The sequence below is a fragment of the Stenotrophomonas sp. 28608_Sma genome, from assembly GCF_056486185.1.
In genome coordinates this window covers 4,039,062-4,056,099 of sequence record NZ_CM151308.1, presented here as the reverse complement: position 1 = coordinate 4,056,099, position 17,038 = coordinate 4,039,062, and the positions used below count along the sequence as shown (strand labels likewise).

Below are 17,038 nucleotides of genomic sequence, written 5' to 3'. Positions count from 1 at the left end.
CACCCCGCCGCGCCGGGGTCCTCGCCCAGGAGATGGCGATGTACAGATGGGTAAAGGGAATCATCAGCTATCGCACGTTCTACATCTGGCGGGCGCGCTATCGCTACTACACACGGAACCTGGATCTGTGGACGCTGATGAGCGGGCTGTGCATCGCCGGTCTGTTGCTGGTACTGTGGTACATGTGGCGGATGCTGAGCGTGCCGACGCCGCGCGTGCATCCGGAGACAGCGGCGCTGCGCATCGAGGGTGTCACCAGAGAGGCGATCCATCGCATCGTGCTGGTGCGCCACGCGGGCAGCACGCCGGGTGCTCCGTTCACTACGCCGGAGGAGGTGCGGGCGAGCACGCTGCGCACGATGCGGGTACGGCAGGTGATGGACAGCGAAGTGGTGTGGCGGCTGAAAGCCGACATGCTGGCGGACATCGCTGACTACATCACCGCCACAGGTGGGTGCTTTCCCTACGATTGTCGGCGGGTGCTGGATCGGTTGGACTACGTGCGCCAGGCCGGTGTGGAGAATGCGCAGATCAACGCGGCGCTGGCGACGATCCTGGAGGTGTCGTTGGACCAGATGCCGTCGTTGGAGGCAGACGAGCATGAGCGGGTGAAGAGTGGTTGGTCGGATGGGTTCAACGACATCTACTACCAGTCCTGGGTGTTGCGGGACCTGCAGGCCATGCACGCACAGATGATGCGGGAGTATCCGCAGCGTGCCCCCGCACCGTGGTTGCCGCGGCTGCTCAGCGACCCGCTGCGCGATACCCGTTTTGTCTGGTAGCGGGAGCAAGATGGGCATCATCTGCCAGAGCAGGTAACACCGCTTTTGTAGAGTCGAGCTTGCTCGACTGCTCTCCGCTCAGCCATCGAAATGCACGAAGCACAGTGCGGACCAGCGGTCCGCACCTACCAAACACGGGTGCAGCGCCCCTGTAGAGTCGAGCCATGCTCGACTGCTCTCCGGTCAGCCATCGAAATGCCCGAAGCACAGTGCGGACCAACGGTCCGCACCCACCCAAGGCAGGCACCGCTGCGCTCGCCGGCCATGGACCGGCGCTACCGTCACCCGCCGATGTACGCGGTGATCTCCGCTTCGGCCAGCACCTGCCGCAACTGTGCCACCGACGCGCGCCGCATCGGCTTCTCATCCACCGGTGACAGTGGTGCCTGGCGCAGGGCGTCGTAGGGCAGCACGGCCAGGTCGAAAGTCAGCTCTTCGGCACTGAACACCCACACCGGCACGTCGAGGCAACGCTCGCGGTCCATGCGCAGGCGGCGTGTTCGCGATTCGGCGGGGATGCCGTGTTCGTCCAGGAAGCGGTGCACGGCTTCCGGGTCGTCGCTGTGCAGGTGCAGCTGCACGGGGCTGTTGGCGTCGGCGGTGCCGTCCAGTACCGGACCGGCCAGGCGCGGGGCGAAGCCGTGCAGGAACTCCAGGGCACGCATCGCGGCTTCGCGGCGGCGCTGCAGTTCGTTGCCGTGCTGCGGCCCGGAGAACAGCCGCTGGTACTCGCGCAGGGCGTCTTCGATCTCGGTGTTGCGGGGCAGGGAGGCATCGTCGTGGATGCCGAGCCGGCTGGCGGCCTTCAACTTGGCCTGGTGGTAGTCGCGGATGCCGCCTTCGGCCATCAGGCGGGCGGCTTCGTGGGCGAGGCGGTGGCGCCGCTCGCGGGTCTGGCTGGCAGCATGCTGACGGGCGCGATGCATGCGATGACTCCCTGTTGCGACCTGGCTACAGACTAGCGCACGGATGTGACATCTGCGTGGGTATGGCGGATGCAACCGCTTTGGTGGGTGCCGACCTTGGTCGGCACGGGGCGCCAACCAAGGTTGGCAACTACCGGGGCGGCGTCGGTGCCAACCGAGGCTGGCACCCACCAACGCTTTGGTAGGTGCCGACCTTGGTCGGCACGGGGCGCCAACCAAGGTTGGCAGCTACCGGGGCGGCATCGGCGCCAACCGAGGTTGGCACCCACCAACGCTTTGGTAGGTGCCGACCTTGGTCGGCACAGGGCGCCAACCAAGGTTGGCATCTACCAGAGCGGCACCCGCTGCACCCTTCCTCAGAAGATATCGAACGCGGCGGCGTCGGCCTGCGGCGTATTGAGGTTCAGGTCGTAGTCGGTCAGGCGGTCCATATCTTCCACCTTCACCCACTCGGTGGCGCCGTTGAGGGTGGCCTGGACCATGCCGCTGGGCGGGTCGTTCTGCGCGATCGGGGTGTCCTTCAGCGCGGTGCGCATGTAGTCGATCCAGATCGGCAGGGCGGCCTTGCCACCGTATTCGCGGTAACCCAGCGAGCGGAAGTCGTCGCGGCCCACCCACACGGTGGTCACGTACGGGCCGCCGAAGCCGGAGAACCAGGCGTCACGGTGGTCGTTGGTGGAGCCGGTCTTGCCACCCACGTCCTCGCGGCCGAGCACCTTGGCCTGGGCACCGGTACCGCGCTGGACCACGTCGCGCATCATCGACACCAGCTGGTAGGCGGTGCGGGCGTCGATCGCGCGCGGGGCGGTGCGGGCATCCGGGTTGACCGGCGCGGCCGGGGTTTCGGTCTTGGCTTCGGCCTTGGCGGCAGCAGCCGGGTCCACCTTCGGGGCCGGGGCACCGAAGTTGAAGCCGTCCACCACCTGGTTGACCGGCTGGTCGCTGCTGCCGGCGCAGTCGCGGCAGGCCAGTGCCGGGTTTTCCTTGAACACCAGGTTGCCGTCGCGGTCATTGACCTGGTCGATCAGCCAGGTGTCCACGCGCGAGCCGCCGTTGGCGAACACGGCGTAGCCGCGGGCCACCGACAGCGGGGTCAGCGAGGCGGTACCCAGCGACATCGACAGGTTCGGCGGCAGTTCCGATTCGGCGAAGCCAAACTCGCTGATGTACTTGCGCGCGTAGTCCACGCCCATGCCATCGAGCAGGCGCACCGAGACCAGGTTGCGCGACTGCACCAGCGCTTCACGCAGGCGCATCGGGCCGCGGAAGCCGCCACCGTCGTTCTGCGGGGCCCAAGTCTTGCCGCGGCGGTCGCGGAACACGACCGGGGCGTCGAGCACGATCGAGGCCGGGTTGTAGCCCTTGTCGAACGCGGCCGCATAGACGAACGGCTTGAAGCTCGAACCCGGCTGGCGACGGGCCTGGGTGGCGCGGTTGAACTTGTTGCCGGAGAAGCTGAAGCCGCCCACCAGCGCCTTCAACGCGCCGTTGTGGGCATCCAGCGAGACCAGTGCGGACTGGCCGCGCGGGATCTGGTCCAGCAGCCACTCACCTTCCTTGGCACCGGCGCGCACGCGCACGATGTCGCCGCGCTGCACCAGCTTGCCCGGGGTCTTGTTGGTCCACTTGGCGGCGCCGGCCGGCAGCACGATCTCGCTGCGGTTGGCCAGCACCACCGTTGCGCTGCCATCGGCACCGGTGCTGGCGACGATGGCCGGCAGCAGGCCGGCCTGGCCGTACATGCCACGCAGGTGCTCGGCCAGGGCAGCGGCGTCTTCGCCGGCACCCACCTGCACCTGCTTCTCCACGCCGTGCCAGCCGTGGCGGTGGTCGTACAGCAGCAGGCCGTCGCGCACCGACTGGTTGGCGGCGGTCTGCAGGGTGGCATCGATGGTGGTGGTGACGTGGTAACCCTTGTTGACCACATCGCCGCCGAAGCGGGCGATCATTTCCTGGCGCACCAGCTCGGCCACGTAGGGGGCATCGACCTGCACCGGCGGTTCATGCGCGGTGGCGTGCATCGGCACGGCCTTGGCCGCGTCGGCCTCGGCCTGGCTGACGAACTTCAGGTCGGCCATGCGCTGCAGCACATAGTTGTCGCGGCGCTGGCGGGCACGTTCCGGGTTGGAGATCGGGTTGCCCGAAGACGGGAACTTGGGGATGCCGGCCAGCGAGGCCATTTCATCCAGGTCCAGCTCGTTCAGCTTCTTGCCGTAGTAGAACTCGGCGGCGGCGGCCACGCCGTAGGCGCGGTTGCCGAAGAAACTCTTGTTCAGGTACAGCTCGAAGATCTCGTCCTTGCTCAGCTCGGACTCGATCTTCCGCGCCAGCAGGATCTCGGCCAGCTTGCGGGTGTAGCTGTACTCGGAGCTGAGGAAGAACTGGCGGGCCACCTGCTGGGTGATGGTGGAGCCACCCGGCACGCGCTTGTCGTTGGTGGTGGCCAGCAGCCACACCGCTCGGCCGATGCCCATGTAGTCCACACCGCCATGCTCGTAGAAGCGGGCATCCTCGGTGGCCAGGAACGCCTGCTTCAGGCGCTCGGGCACGTCCTTCATGGTGATGGGGGTACGGCGGGTCTCGCCGAACACCGCCATCAGCTTGCCGTCGGCGGCATAGACGTACATGGGCTCCTGCATTTCCACGTCGCGCAGGGTCTGCACGTCGGGAAGCTTGGAGGACACGGCGTAGTACAGACCGCCCACGGCGGCCGCGCCGATCAGCGCCAGGACCAGGACAATCAGGAAGATCCAGCGCAGCCAGCGGCGGAGTCGAGTCATCGGGTTCAGATTCCGATTGCGAATTTCGTGGTCGCAGAGTATAGATTACGCAAGGTGGCGGCTGGGGTCGGCACCGGGGAGCGCAAGGGGAACAGTCAGGGGCTGCATGGTGAATCCGTGAGGGACTTCACAGCAGGGCCGTTGCCATTTGCTAAGAATACGTTATTAATGCTCGGGCGCAGGTCTTGCGTCCAAGTGCCCGTCGGCAGGGGAGAAACCGTGGGGCTCATCCCAAAAAGTCAGTCGCCGCTTGTAGGCGTCGACATCAGTTCGACTGCGGTAAAGCTTTTGCAGCTGTCCCGCAGTGGCAATCGTTTTCGTGTGGAACATTACGCTGTGGAACCTCTTCCGCCGAATGCGGTGGTGGAGAAGAACATCGTGGAAGTGGAGGCCGTGGGTGAGGCCATCCGCCGCGCGATGAACCGCTCGGGGAGCAAGGCCAAGCTGGCCGCTGCCGCCGTCGCTGGGTCGGCGGTGATCACCAAGGTGATCCCGATGCCGGCCGAGCTCGACGAGAACGACATGGAAGCCCAGATCGAGCTGGAAGCGGTCAACTACATTCCGTACCCGATCGAGGAAGTGAACCTGGACTTCGAGGTGATCGGGGCGATCCCGAACAACCCGGAGATGGTCCAGGTGCTGCTGGCGGCGTCGCGTTCGGAGAACGTGGAACTGCGCCAGTCGGCGCTGGAGCTGGGTGGCCTGCAGGCCAAGGTGATGGACGTGGAGGCCTTCGCGGTCGAGAACGCCTATGCCCTGGTCGCCAGCGAGCTGCCGGTATCCATCGAGGGTGTGGTCGCGCTGGTCGACATCGGTGCCACCATGACCACCCTCAATGTCCTGCGCGGCGGCCGCAGCCTGTACAGCCGCGAACAGGTGTTCGGTGGCAAGCAGCTGACCGACGAGATCATGCGTCGCTACGGCCTGAGCTACGAGGAAGCCGGACTGGCCAAGCGCCAGGGCGGGCTGCCGGAAAGCTACGAGATGGAAGTGCTGGAGCCGTTCAAGGAAGCCACGGTCCAGCAGATCAGCCGCCTGCTGCAGTTCTTCTATGCAGGCAGCGAGTTCAACCGCGTTGATCACATCGTGCTGGCCGGCGGCTGCGCCGTGCTCGGCGGTCTGCCGGAAATGGTTGAAGAACAGCTGGGCGTGCCGACCGTGGTCGCCAACCCGCTGGCGCAGATGACCCTGGGCCCGAAGGTGAACGCGCATGCGCTGGCACAGGATGCCCCCGCGCTGATGATCGCCACCGGTCTGGCGCTGAGGAGCTTCGACTGATGGCACGCATCAATCTATTGCCCTGGCGCGCCGAACGGCGCAAGCAACGCCAGCGCGAGTTCTACGCAATGCTGGGCATGGCCGCGATCGGTGGCCTGCTGCTGTCGCTGCTGATCTGGTTCTATTACGACCGCCAGGTGAGCGGCCAGATGGACCGCAACGCCTATCTGGAAGCCGAGATCGAGAAGGTCAAGGAACAGAACAAGGAGATCGACCGCCTCGACGCGCAGAAGGAACGCCTGCTGGCCCGCAAGAAGGTGATCGAGGAACTGCAGGCCAAGCGCTCGCAGATGGTGCACCTGTTCGATGCGCTGGTGCGCACGATTCCCGATGGCCTGGTGCTGACCGCGCTGAAGCAGGAAGGCGACGTGCTGACCCTGGAAGGCCGTACCCAGTCCAATGCCCGTGTTTCGGCCTACATGCGCAACCTGGAGACCTCCGGTTGGATGACCAACCCGGAACTGTCGATCATCGAAGCGCGTGATCCCGAGAAGGACAAGGACGGCAAGGTGGGCCCGCTGGCCGACATCAAGGCGCTGCCCTATGTGTTCGTGGTCAAGGTGAAGCTGCCGGCACAGAGTGAGGAAGTGGCCGGCACGCCAGGCCTCAACGCCGATGGTTCGGTGGCAACGCCGGCTCCGCCCGCAGTGGCACCGCTTGCAGCCGGCCCGGATGCAGCGGCACCTGCTGCACCGGCCGCCGGCCAGCCTGCTGCTGCACCGGCTGCACCGGCTGCACCGGCTGCACCCGCTCCCGCCGCCGCGCCGGTCAACGCACCTGCTGCCACCCCGGCCCCGGCTACGCCGAACCAGCCGGCAGCCCCGGCTGCAAAGCCTGCGCCGAAGCCCGAGGGCAGCCGCCTGGCGCAGCCGCCGCAGGCCTTCAACGCCCCGCTGCAGGGGGATCGCGCATGAGCCAGAAAATCGATCTGAAGAACCTGGATTTCAACGACATCGGCAACTGGCCGCAGAAGGCCAAGATCGTCTTCTGCTCGCTGTTGGCGCTGGTGATCATGTTCGTGGCGTGGATGCTGCTGATCAGTGGCAAGCGCGAGGAGCTGGCCGGCCTGGAATCGAAGGAAGTCGAGTTGCGTTCGGAGTTCACCAAGCAGCAGGAGCGTGCGGTGAACCTGGCGCCGCTGAAGCAGCAGCTGGCACAGATGGAACAGGTGCTGCAGCAGATGCTGCGGCAGCTGCCCAGCAAGACCGAAATGCCGGACCTGATCATCGACATCTCGCAGACTGCGCTGTCCAGCGGCCTGACCAACGAGCTGTTCGAGCCGGAGCAGGAGCAGGTCAAGGAGTTCTACGCCGAGAAGCCGATCAAGCTGCGCATGGTGGGCAGTTACCACCAGTTCGGTGCCTTCGTCAGTGGCGTGGCGTCGCTGCCGCGCGTCGTCATCCTGACCATGCACGACATCAACCTCAAGCCCAAGGACAAGACCAGCGGCAACGCCCGCAGTGGTGCGCTGGAGCTGTCCGGCACGGTCAAGACCTACCGCTATCTGGATGAGACCGAGGTGCAGGCACAGCAGGCGGCTGACGCCGGCAAGGAGGAGAAGAAGTGATCCGTTCCCTCTTTGCGCGTTGTGGGATGGCTGCCGTCGTGCTGATGCTGGCCGCATGCGGCCGCGATGTGACCAGCACGCCGGGTGATGCACCGAATCTTGAAAAGTGGGTGGAAGGCGAGCGTGCGCGACCGGCACAGCCGCTGGAGCCGCTGCCGGTGATGCAGCAGTTCGAAACCTTCGAATACTCCGCACAGGGTCTGCGCGACCCGTTCACCGATGCCTGGACCAATCCGCAGCAGGGGAATGGCGGATTGCGTCCGGATCCGAACCGGCGCAAGGAGCCGCTGGAAGGCTTCCCGCTGGACGCACTGGACATGGTCGGCACCATCGGCACCGGCGCCGCCACCGTGGCGCTGGTGATGGGGCCGGACAAGGTGACCTACCGGGTACGCCCGGGCGGCTACCTGGGGCAGAGCGACGGGCGGGTCACGGCGGTCTTCGAAGACCACGTGGAGCTGATCGAACTGGTGCCGGATGGCGCGGGTGGCTGGCTGGAACGGCCGGCAACGCTCTCGCTTGAAGATCAATGATCGTTTACTGGGGATAGCACGATGACCTTTCACCAAGCCAAGGGGCTGCGTCCCATCCGGCGCTTTACCTTGAACCGTGTCAGCGCGTTGGGAGTCGCGCTGATGCTGGCCTGCGCTCCGGCGCTGGCCGCCGCACCGGCGGAAAAGCCGGTGGGCGCCACCGTGGCACCGGCGGCAGCGCCGGCCGGCCTGTCGGTGGCCAAGATCGATTTCAAGCGCGGCGATGATGGCGCCGGGCGCCTGATCGTCCAGTTCGACGGCCAGGGCGCGGTTCCGGACCTGCGTACGCAGGGCAACAGCGTGGTGGTCGATGTCGGTAACGCCCGACTGCCGGCCAACCTGCAGAAGCCGATGAACGTGACCGACTTCGCCACGCCGGTGCAGCGCATCGACGCCAAGCCGTCCGGTGCCGGTACCCAGCTGGTGCTGAGCACCGGCGGTGCGGTCGAATCACTGGCCTACCAGAGCGGCAACGAATACGTGGTCGAGATCAGCCCGCGGCAGGCGCCGGCCGCTGTCGGTGCAGTCACCGCCGGCAGCGTCACCCAGGCTGCCAAGGCCGTCGGCCAGCGCGGTTTCACCGGCAAGCCGGTGACCTTCAACTTCCAGGACGTGCCGGTGCGCACCGTGCTGCAGCTGATCGCCGAGGAATCCAATCTCAACGTGGTGGCCTCCGATTCGGTACAGGGCAATGTGACCCTGCGCCTGGTCAACGTGCCGTGGGACCAGGCACTGGACATCGTGCTGCGTGCCAAGGGCCTGGACAAGCGTCGCGATGGCAGCGTGATCTGGGTCGCTCCGCAGGCTGAGCTGGCCAAGTTCGAGCAGGAGAAGGAAGACGCGCGCATCGCCATCGAGAACCGCGAAGACCTGGTCACCGATTACGTCCAGATCAACTACCACAGCGCCACGCAGATCTTCAAAGCGCTGACCGAGGCCAAGGGCATTGGTGGCGGTGGCGGTGGAGCAGGCGGGGGCGGCGGCGGTGGCTCATCGCAGGAAGAAAGTGGCTTCCTGTCCAGCCGTGGCCGTATCGTTGCGGACGAGCGCACCAACACGCTGATGATCAGCGACATTCCGAAGAAGATCGCGCGCATGCGCGAGCTGATCAGCGTGATCGACCGCCCGGTCGACCAGGTGCTGATCGAAAGCCGCATCGTCATCGCGACCGACACCTTCGCCCGCGAGCTGGGTGCGAAGTTCGGCATCAGCGGCAGCCGCGACAACGTGTACTTCAGCGGCAGCCTCGCTGCCAACGAGGAAACCCGCAAGTCGCAGGTCGATACCGCACTGGCCAACGCCAAGGCGGTCCGTGAGTGGCAGGCCGGTGGCAGCGTCGGCCCGGCGCCGGTTCCCAGCGGCCCGACCATCAAGCGTGGCCTGAACTGGAACCTGCCGGTGGCTACGGCCAGCAATCCGGGTTCGCTGGCGCTGTCGATCCTCAACGCAGGCTACCTGCTGGACGTGGAGCTGTCGGCCATGCAGGAAGAGTCGCGGGGTGAGGTGATCTCCAACCCGCGCGTGGTCACCACCAATCAGCGCGAGGCGATGATCAAGCAGGGCAAGGAAATCGGCTACGTCACCATCAGCGGCACCGGTGCTGCCGGTGGCGCCGGTTCCACCCCGAACGTGCAGTTCAAGGAAGTGGTGCTGGAACTGCGGGTGACCCCGACCATCACCAACGACAACCGCGTGTTCCTCAACATGCAGGTGAAGAAGGACGAAGTCGACCGCCTGATCGAACTGCAGGGCTACGGCACGGTACCGTCGATCAACCGCCGTGAGGTCAACACCGCGGTGCTGGTCGAGGATGGGCAGACCGTGGTCATCGGTGGTGTGTACGAGTTCACCGACCGCAGCAGCATCAGCAAGGTGCCGTTCCTGGGCGACGTGCCGTTCCTGGGCAACCTGTTCAAGAAGCGCGGCCGCAACAAGGACAAGGCCGAGCTGCTGGTGTTCGTGACCCCGAAGGTGCTGCGCGTGGCCAAGCAGAACTGAGCCCGCGCCTCCGCGAAACGCAGAAGGGCCGCCCTGCGCGGCCCTTCTGCGTTTCCGCCCGTAGATCCACGCCATGCATGGATGGGCCGTTCAGCCGTTCTTGATGCCATTCGCAGGGCACCCTGCGATGATGTCGGGAACCCGTGCCGTCCCGCGCCGGTCAAAGGCCACCATGAACCTGCCACCGCCGATGCCCGAAACCGTCTCGCCGCCGTCCGCGCCGGCCACCTCCCGCCTGCATGCCGCTTTCAGCCAGCTGCGCGACGCATTGTCGGCCGAGATCGTCGGCCAGGCCGCGCTGGTCGAACGCCTGCTGATCGCGCTGCTGGCCGATGGCCACCTGCTGGTGGAAGGCGCTCCGGGCCTGGCCAAGACCACGGCGATCCGCGCGCTGGCCTCGCGCCTGGAGGCCGACTTCGCCCGCGTGCAGTTCACCCCGGACCTGCTGCCGGCCGACCTGACCGGCACCGAGATCTGGCGCCCGCAGGAAGGCCGCTTCGAATTCGTACCCGGCCCGATCTTCCATCCGATCCTGCTGGCCGATGAAATCAACCGCGCGCCAGCCAAGGTGCAGTCGGCACTGCTGGAAGCGATGGGCGAGCGCCAGGTCACCGTGGGCCGCCACACCTACGCGCTGCCGCCGCTGTTCCTGGTGATGGCCACGCAGAACCCGATCGAGCAGGAAGGCACCTTCCCGCTGCCGGAAGCGCAGTTGGACCGTTTCCTGATGCATGTGCGCATCGGCTACCCGGACCAGGCCGCCGAATCGGAGATCCTGCGCCTGGCCCGCGAGCGCGCCCGTGGTGCGTTGGGCGAAGCCGCACAAGCGCCGGAAAAGCTGCCGATGCAGGATGTGTTCGATGCCCGCCGCGAAGTGCTGGACCTGCACATGGCGCCGGCGCTGGAACGCTACCTGATCGAGCTGGTGCTGGCCTCGCGTGATCCGTCGCGCTATGACGCTGGCCTTGGCCGCCGCATTGCCTGGGGCGCCAGCCCGCGCGGTTCCATCGCGCTGGAACGCTGTGCACGCGCGCGCGCTTGGTTGGCTGGCCGCGATTTCGTCACCCCCGATGACGTGCGTGCGGTTGCCGCCGACGTGCTGCGCCATCGCGTGCTGCCCAGCTATGAAGCCACCGCTGAAGGCTGGGATGGCGAACGCCTGGTGCAGGAGCTGCTGGCCCGGGTGCCGGCACCCTGAGCCTGCGCATGACCGATCCATCCCTGCACCACGCCTCCTCCGTCAGTGACGGTGACGGGCTGCGCCCGCAACTGTCCGAACTGGTGGCGCTGCGCCGCCTTGCACAGCGACCGCCGCCGCCACGCCGTGGCCGTGCCGGCAACGCCGGGCAGGCGCCGTCGCCGCTGCGCGGGCGTGGCATGGAATATGCGGAGTCACGCGAGTACGTGGCCGGTGATGATGCACGGCATATCGACTGGCGGGTGACCGCGCGGACCGGTCGTGCCCACACCAAGCTGTTCCAGGCCGAACGCGAGCGGGTCAGCCTGATCGTGGCCGATACCTCGCCGGCCCTGTACTTCGGCACCCGCGTGCGCTTCAAATCGGTGCAGGCTGCACGCGCGGGCGCCGTCGCCGCGTGGTCGGCGCAGCGTCGGGGCGATCGCATCGGCGCCCTGCGTGGCAGCGACCGTGAACCACCGATTGCACCGGCAGGCGGCCCGCGCGGCGTATTGCGCGTGCTGGACGCGCTCACCCGCTGGTATGCGCAGCCCCCGGCCGATGACCTTGGCCTGGAACGTGCGCTGGACCATGCCGGTCGCGTCCTGCGCCCGGGTGCACGTGTGCTGGTGCTGGCCGATCCGCAGCAGGCCATCCGTATTCCGCCGGCGCGCTGGAGTGCGCTGGCCCAGCACCACGACCTCAGTCTGGTGCTGCTGGTGGATCCATTGGAACTGCAGCCTCCGTCAGCCGCGCTGCAGTTCCAGACCCTGCAGCAGCGCATCGGCCTCGACCTGCGACGCAGCGAGGTCCAGGCTCATTGGCAGGCCCATTTCGTTGAACCGCTGCAGGACCTGCGGCGCCAGCTGGGAGCGCGCCGCGTCGATGTGCAGGTGCTGTCCACCGACGCGCCCAGTGATGCCTGGCTGGCGCCATCCCCGACCGAGGTGCCGGCATGAATGCGAACCTGCCGCTGCGCGATGTGCAGGTGCCCCCCGCTCCATCGTGGTGGCCGCCGGCACCGGGCTATCTGATGATCGGCGGCGTGGTGCTGCTGTTGCTGGCGGTGGCTGCATTCTTCTGGTGGCAGCGTCGCCGTCGCCGCCAACGCTGGTTGCAGCTGTTCGATCAGGAGCTGGCATCCACCGCCGATGCTGCTGCGGAACTGGCAGCCATCGCCGGACTGCTGCGTCGCGCCGCACGCCAGGCGCAGCCCGGCAGTGAATCCCTGCGCGATGACGCCTGGTGGCAGCGCGTGGATCCGCAGGGCACATTGCCGGAAGCACGCCGAAGCCTGTTGGCCGAAGGTGCCTATCGCCCACGCGTGGACGTCAACGAGGTGGCCGCAGTACGCCGCTGGGCGCGCGAGCGCTATCTGGCCATGCTGCTGGAGCGGCGCCGATGAATCTGCTGGCAAGTTACTGGCCATGGCCGGACCTGCAGCTGGCGTGGCCGTTGGCCCTGCTGGCGCTGCCATTGCCGTTGCTGATGCGCTGGTGGAAGCGTCGTGCCGATCCCGGCGCTGCGCTGCGGGTGCCCTATGCGGCGACGGAACTGGAAGCGCTGTCCGGTGGCGGCCGCGTTGACGTGTCGTGGCTGCGCACGCTGCTGTTGTGGCTGGGTTGGTGCGCGCTGTGCGTCGCACTGGCTCGCCCGCAACAGCTGGGTGAAGCGATCACGCCGCCGCAGGAGGGCCGGCAGATGATGCTGGCGATGGACGTGTCCGGCAGCATGGGCGAGGGCGACATGGTGCTGGGCGGGCAGGCGGTGGATCGCCTGACCGCGGCCAAGGCCGTGCTGGCCGATTTCCTTGATCGTCGTGCCGGTGATCGCATCGGCCTGCTGATCTTCGGCGACCGCGCCTACACGCTGACGCCGCTTACGGCCGATCTGGCCAGCGTGCGCGACCAGCTGCGCGACAGCGTGGTCGGCCTGGCCGGGCGCGAGACCGCCATCGGTGATGCCATCGGCCTGGCGGTGAAGCGCCTGCGCAGCCAGCCTGAAGGCCAGCGCGTGCTGATTCTGCTGACCGACGGCGTCAGCAATGCCGGCGTGCTGGAACCGCTGCGTGCCGCCGAAGTCGCGCGTGCCGAGGGCGTGCGTATCCACACCGTCGCCTTTGGCGGTGATGGCAGCATGCGCCTGTTCGGTATTCCCATTTCCGCCGACCAGGATCCGGTCGACGAGGCCACCTTGAAGAAGATCGCAAGCATGACCGGCGGCCAGTTCTTCCGCGCCCGCGACACTGCACAGCTGGCCGGCATCTATGCCGAACTGGACCGGCTCGAGCCGATCGCTGCGAAGGGACCAAGCCTGCGACCGCGCGAGGAACGCTATGCATGGGCGCTGGGCCTGGCCTTGCTGCTGGGCGCATTGGCCTGGCTGTGGCCGGAGCGTCGCCGATGATCGCGCTTGCTTCGAATCTTCCTGACTGGAACGCGCTGCACTTCCTGCGTCCGGAATGGCTGTGGGCGTTGCTGGCGCTGCCGTTGATCATCGCTGTGGCGTTGTATCGGCAGCGGCGCAGCGACGTGTGGCGAACAGCGGTGGATGCCCACCTGTTGCCGCATCTGCTGGCTGCGGGCACGCGCCGCCGTGCACGCCTGCCCTGGGCCGTGCTGCTGGGCTGGACCCTGGCAGCGCTGGCCATGGCCGGGCCGAGTTGGCGGCAGCAGGCACAACCGATGTTCCAGGCCAGCGCACCGCTGCTGGTCGTGCTGGATCTGTCCAGCCGGATCAATGCCACCGATCTGCCGCCGTCGCGCCTGCTGCAGGCTCGGGCGAAAGTGGGCGAGCTGCTGCGTGCCCGCCAGGGTGGCCAGGTGGGCCTGGTGGTCTATGCCGAGGATGCCTACACCGTGGCACCGCTGACCGATGACGGCAGCAACGTCGCGCTGTATCTGGACGCGCTGTCGCCGGATGTGATGCCGCGCGACGGACAACGCGCCGACCGTGGCATCGACTGGGCGACGCGGTTGATGCGCCAGATCGGGGCATTGCGGGGGCAGATCCTGCTGGTCAGCGATCAGGCGGATGATGAAGCGGCACTGGCCGCAGCGCAGGCGCGCAGCCTCGGCATGCAGGTGTCGGTACTGGGGCTGGGCACATCTGCCGGTGCGGCGTACCGGGATGGCACTGGGCAGATCCGCCAGGCCGCGCTGGATGAAGGCAGCCTGCGTGCGGTGGCGACCGCAGGCGGAGGCCGCTATGCCCGCATCGCCACCGATGACAGTGATCTGCGTGCGCTGGGCGTACTTGATGCACGCGAGGGTACTGCGGCGCAGCGGCCCGGCGAGGGCAAGCAATGGCGTGATGAAGGGTTCTGGCTGCTGCCACCGGTGATGCTGCTGGCGCTGCTCGCTTTCCGTCGCCGCGCGCTGCTGGCGGCGGTGCTGGCGGTGGGCCTGTTGCCATGGATGAGTGATGTGCAGGCGCAGGCGCCTGCGGTGCCGGCCGCACCGCCGGCGCAGGGCACGCTGTGGAAGCGCGCCGACCAGGTGCAGCACCAGCGTCTGGCCGAAGGTGCGCAGGCTTACCGCAACGGTGATTTCGCCAGTGCCCGCAAGCAGTTCGAGGGCATCGACAGCGATGCGGGCTGGTACAACCTGGCCAATACGCTGGCCCGCCAGGGCAACTACGACGAAGCCATTGCCGCCTACGACCGCGCGCTGGCACTGCATCCCGGCATGGCCGATGCGGTCGCCAACCGTGCCGTGGTCGATGCCGCGCGCAAGCGCAAGCAGTCGGGTGGCAAAGGCCAGGATCAGCAGAAGCCACCGCAGAACGGGCAGCAGAAGCAGCAGAACGATTCACAGGGCCAGCAGAATCCGCAGGGCCAGCAGCCGCAGCAGGGCCAGCAGAATCCCGGTCAGGGACAGCCGCAGTCGGGTCAGCAGGGCCAGCCCAATCCCGGTGACGACAAGAACCAGTCGAGCCCGCAGCCCGGCGAGCGCGGCCGCGATGGACAGCAGGCGCCGCCACAGGTGGAGGATGCCAAGGCGCAGGCCCAGGCTGATGAGCAGCAGCGCCAGCGCATGCAGCAGGCCATGCAGCAGGCACGTGAGGGCAAAGGCGATCAGGATGGCAAGCCCGTGCCAGGCAGCGACGGCACCACCCCACGCCAACGCGAGGAGCAGCAGGCGGTGGAGGCGTGGATGCGGCGCGTGCCGGATGATCCGGGCGCATTGCTGCGGGCCAAGTTCCAGCTGGAAAACGAACGCAGGAAGAGGGAAGGGCGATGACGCGGGCGATCAACATGCACGGGCACTGGCCCCGACAGGTACTGGCGGCGCTGCTGCTGTGGCTGCCGCTGCTGGCCTGGGCGCAGCCGCGTGCGTGGCTGGACCGCGACCGCATCGCGATGGGCGACACGGTCACGCTCAATGTCGAGAGCGACCAGGGCGCCCCTGACTTCACACCGTTGCGCACCGACTTCGACCTCAGCGGGCAGACCAGCAGCCGCCAGGTAGCGTGGAGCAATGGCAGCATGCAGCAGCGCAATCTGTATGGCGTGGCACTCACGCCACGGCGTAGCGGTGCGCTGGTGGTGCCGGGCCTGCAGGTGGGCAGCGTACGTACCGCACCGTTGACCCTGCAGGTGGATGCCGCTGCCGTGGCCGGTCCCGACAGCAATGCGGTGGCGTTCATCGAAACCGTTGTCGATGACGAGACACCGTATGTGCAGCAGAGCGTAGGCGTGGTGGTGCGGTTGTATTTCGCTTCGCAGCTGGCCTCCGGCGAACTGGTGCTGGATACACCGGTCGGCGCGTCGTTGCAGCGCGTGGGCGACGACCGCACCGACGTGCGCCAGGTCAATGGCCGCCGCTACAACGTGGTCGAGCGGCGCTTCCTGCTGATCCCCGAGCGCAGCGGTGCACTTCGGCTGGCCGGTGCGCGCTTCAGCGGGCGCAGTGCCGGTGGCTTCTTCGACGATTTCTTCGGCGGCGGCGACGGGCGCATGAATGCCACTGGCGCGGACCGCACGTTGCAGGTGCAGGCGCAACCGGCACAGGCGCCGCAGCCATGGCTGCCGCTGCAGGGCCTGCAGCTGCGCTACACCAGTGCACCGACCAGCGCCCGTACCGGCGAGGCGGCCAACGTGGTGGTGGAGGCGATTGCCGAAGGCGCTACCCGCGCGCAGTTCACCGATCTGCCGGTGCCCGACGTCGGCAACGCCGCGCAGGTGTTCGCAGAACCTGCGCAGTACGAAGAGACCTTCAATGGCAGTACGCCGCGGCTGAAGATCACCCGCCGCTATTCGATCGTGCCGCGCCAGCCGGGTTCGCTGGTGGTGCCGGGGCCGCGCCTGCCGTGGTGGGACGTGCGCAATGGCAAGGCACAGGAAGCGAAGCTGCCGGACCTGACGCTGGCCGTGGTGGCCGGTAACGGGGCTGGCAGTGCGTCACCTGCACCGCTGCCGCCGATCGACACCGATGCGGCGTTGCCGGATGGCGATGGCCAGGACAGCCGTATCGCGGCGACCGATCCGCGCGCCAGTGGTTTGTCCGAGCGGCCATGGCCGTGGATGGGCGCCGCCATCGGCCTGGCGTTGCTGTGGCTGTTGACGCTGTTGTGGGGCTGGCAGCGAGGCCGTCGCCCGCGCGTGGCGGCGCCCGTGGCGGCCAAGGGCGCTGTGCCGGCTGTGGCGACTGGACGTGCCGGCGTGGCCGAACTGCGCCGCGCGCTGGATGGTGAAGGGTTTGATCAGGTGGAAGCGCAGCTGTGTGCGATGGCCGGTGTCGAACGCATCGAGCAGGTGATCACGCGGCTCGATGACCCGGCCCAGCGCCAGGTGCTGCAGGAGCTGCAACAGGCCCGATGGGGCGGGCAGGGCGACCTGGCCTCGCTGCGCGCGCGTCTGCGCGAGGTCTTCCGTGACGGACCGCACTGGTCGGCGGCAGCAAAGACCGCTGACACTGGCCTGGCGCCGCTGTATCCGCCGCGGCGAACCTGAACCGGCGCCGCTTGCGCGCTTTGTTAGAGTGCATTCATTTTTTG

Annotated in this window: 14 protein-coding genes; 12 read left to right on the top strand and 2 right to left on the bottom strand. The window is 67.5% G+C overall.

What is annotated here, in order from left to right; genetic code table 11:
• Positions 1-38 precede the first annotated feature (38 nt).
• Entirely contained in the window at positions 39-782 is a 744-nt protein-coding gene (locus tag ACZLHH_RS19215; RefSeq protein WP_107432127.1) for a hypothetical protein, read from the top strand.
• Between the two features lie 281 nt (positions 783-1,063).
• Here the strand turns inward: ACZLHH_RS19215 and ACZLHH_RS19210 are convergent, their stop codons facing one another.
• Both ACZLHH_RS19210 and ACZLHH_RS19205 read right to left on the bottom strand, forming a co-directional pair.
• Positions 1,064-1,708 carry a hypothetical protein gene (locus tag ACZLHH_RS19210; RefSeq protein WP_012511978.1) on the bottom strand — a complete coding sequence of 215 codons (645 nt, stop codon included), beginning with the start codon at positions 1,706-1,708 and terminating at the stop codon, positions 1,064-1,066.
• A gap of 356 nt (positions 1,709-2,064) precedes the next feature.
• On the bottom strand, positions 2,065-4,488 hold the full coding sequence (locus ACZLHH_RS19205) for a penicillin-binding protein 1A (RefSeq protein WP_132810710.1): 2,424 nt from the start codon (positions 4,486-4,488) through the stop codon (positions 2,065-2,067).
• Positions 4,489-4,707: 219 nt separating this feature from the next.
• On the opposite strand from ACZLHH_RS19205, the gene ACZLHH_RS19200 reads away from it, so the two are divergent.
• From ACZLHH_RS19200 to ACZLHH_RS19150, 11 genes are all read left to right on the top strand, one after another.
• A complete protein-coding gene (locus ACZLHH_RS19200; RefSeq protein ID WP_010484061.1) occupies positions 4,708-5,766 on the top strand; it encodes a pilus assembly protein PilM in 1,059 nt (352 codons plus the stop codon).
• Positions 5,766-6,680 carry a PilN domain-containing protein gene (locus ACZLHH_RS19195; RefSeq protein WP_180844173.1) on the top strand — a complete coding sequence of 305 codons (915 nt, stop codon included), beginning with the start codon at positions 5,766-5,768 and terminating at the stop codon, positions 6,678-6,680. The genes ACZLHH_RS19200 and ACZLHH_RS19195 overlap by 1 nt, the downstream gene beginning before the upstream one ends.
• Positions 6,677-7,333 carry a type IV pilus inner membrane component PilO gene (locus ACZLHH_RS19190; RefSeq protein WP_049400744.1) on the top strand — a complete coding sequence of 219 codons (657 nt, stop codon included), beginning with the start codon at positions 6,677-6,679 and terminating at the stop codon, positions 7,331-7,333. The genes ACZLHH_RS19195 and ACZLHH_RS19190 overlap by 4 nt, the downstream gene beginning before the upstream one ends.
• A 26-nt stretch (positions 7,334-7,359) precedes the next feature.
• Positions 7,360-7,866 carry a pilus assembly protein PilP gene (locus tag ACZLHH_RS19185; RefSeq protein WP_010484064.1) on the top strand — a complete coding sequence of 169 codons (507 nt, stop codon included), beginning with the start codon at positions 7,360-7,362 and terminating at the stop codon, positions 7,864-7,866.
• Positions 7,867-7,887: 21 nt separating this feature from the next.
• Complete coding sequence (locus ACZLHH_RS19180; protein ID WP_180844174.1) at positions 7,888-9,864, top strand: type IV pilus secretin PilQ; 1,977 nt, start codon at positions 7,888-7,890, stop codon at positions 9,862-9,864.
• A 172-nt stretch (positions 9,865-10,036) separates the two neighbouring features.
• Positions 10,037-11,062, top strand: a complete 1,026-nt coding sequence (locus tag ACZLHH_RS19175) for an AAA family ATPase (RefSeq protein WP_032127852.1) — start codon at positions 10,037-10,039, stop codon at positions 11,060-11,062.
• 8 nt (positions 11,063-11,070) lie between these two features.
• Positions 11,071-12,000 carry a DUF58 domain-containing protein gene (locus ACZLHH_RS19170; protein ID WP_049422629.1) on the top strand — a complete coding sequence of 310 codons (930 nt, stop codon included), beginning with the start codon at positions 11,071-11,073 and terminating at the stop codon, positions 11,998-12,000.
• Entirely contained in the window at positions 11,997-12,446 is a 450-nt protein-coding gene (locus tag ACZLHH_RS19165; protein WP_180844175.1) for a DUF4381 family protein, read from the top strand. The genes ACZLHH_RS19170 and ACZLHH_RS19165 overlap by 4 nt, the downstream gene beginning before the upstream one ends.
• Positions 12,443-13,447, top strand: coding sequence for a vWA domain-containing protein (locus ACZLHH_RS19160; protein WP_049400749.1), 1,005 nt, complete (start codon positions 12,443-12,445; stop codon positions 13,445-13,447). Before ACZLHH_RS19165 ends, ACZLHH_RS19160 begins: the two co-directional genes overlap by 4 nt.
• Entirely contained in the window at positions 13,444-15,282 is a 1,839-nt protein-coding gene (locus ACZLHH_RS19155; RefSeq protein ID WP_049400750.1) for a tetratricopeptide repeat protein, read from the top strand. The genes ACZLHH_RS19160 and ACZLHH_RS19155 overlap by 4 nt, the downstream gene beginning before the upstream one ends.
• Complete coding sequence (locus ACZLHH_RS19150) at positions 15,279-16,994, top strand: BatD family protein (protein WP_180844176.1); 1,716 nt, start codon at positions 15,279-15,281, stop codon at positions 16,992-16,994. The genes ACZLHH_RS19155 and ACZLHH_RS19150 overlap by 4 nt, the downstream gene beginning before the upstream one ends.
• Positions 16,995-17,038 lie beyond the last annotated feature (44 nt).

Bases quoted from the DNA above. Each gene is read 5' to 3' on its own strand.
- ACZLHH_RS19215 (WP_107432127.1), top strand. From the start codon at position 39: ATGTACAGATGGGTAAAGGGAATCATCAGCTATCGCACGTTCTACATC.
- ACZLHH_RS19210 (WP_012511978.1), bottom strand. From the start codon at position 1,708: ATGCATCGCGCCCGTCAGCATGCTGCCAGCCAGACCCGCGAGCGGCGC.
- ACZLHH_RS19205 (WP_132810710.1), bottom strand. From the start codon at position 4,488: ATGACTCGACTCCGCCGCTGGCTGCGCTGGATCTTCCTGATTGTCCTG.
- ACZLHH_RS19195 (WP_180844173.1), top strand. From the start codon at position 5,766: ATGGCACGCATCAATCTATTGCCCTGGCGCGCCGAACGGCGCAAGCAA.
- ACZLHH_RS19190 (WP_049400744.1), top strand. From the start codon at position 6,677: ATGAGCCAGAAAATCGATCTGAAGAACCTGGATTTCAACGACATCGGC.
- ACZLHH_RS19185 (WP_010484064.1), top strand. From the start codon at position 7,360: ATGGCTGCCGTCGTGCTGATGCTGGCCGCATGCGGCCGCGATGTGACC.
- ACZLHH_RS19180 (WP_180844174.1), top strand. From the start codon at position 7,888: ATGACCTTTCACCAAGCCAAGGGGCTGCGTCCCATCCGGCGCTTTACC.
- ACZLHH_RS19175 (WP_032127852.1), top strand. From the start codon at position 10,037: ATGAACCTGCCACCGCCGATGCCCGAAACCGTCTCGCCGCCGTCCGCG.
- ACZLHH_RS19170 (WP_049422629.1), top strand. From the start codon at position 11,071: ATGACCGATCCATCCCTGCACCACGCCTCCTCCGTCAGTGACGGTGAC.
- ACZLHH_RS19165 (WP_180844175.1), top strand. From the start codon at position 11,997: ATGAATGCGAACCTGCCGCTGCGCGATGTGCAGGTGCCCCCCGCTCCA.
- ACZLHH_RS19160 (WP_049400749.1), top strand. From the start codon at position 12,443: ATGAATCTGCTGGCAAGTTACTGGCCATGGCCGGACCTGCAGCTGGCG.
- ACZLHH_RS19155 (WP_049400750.1), top strand. From the start codon at position 13,444: ATGATCGCGCTTGCTTCGAATCTTCCTGACTGGAACGCGCTGCACTTC.
- ACZLHH_RS19150 (WP_180844176.1), top strand. From the start codon at position 15,279: ATGACGCGGGCGATCAACATGCACGGGCACTGGCCCCGACAGGTACTG.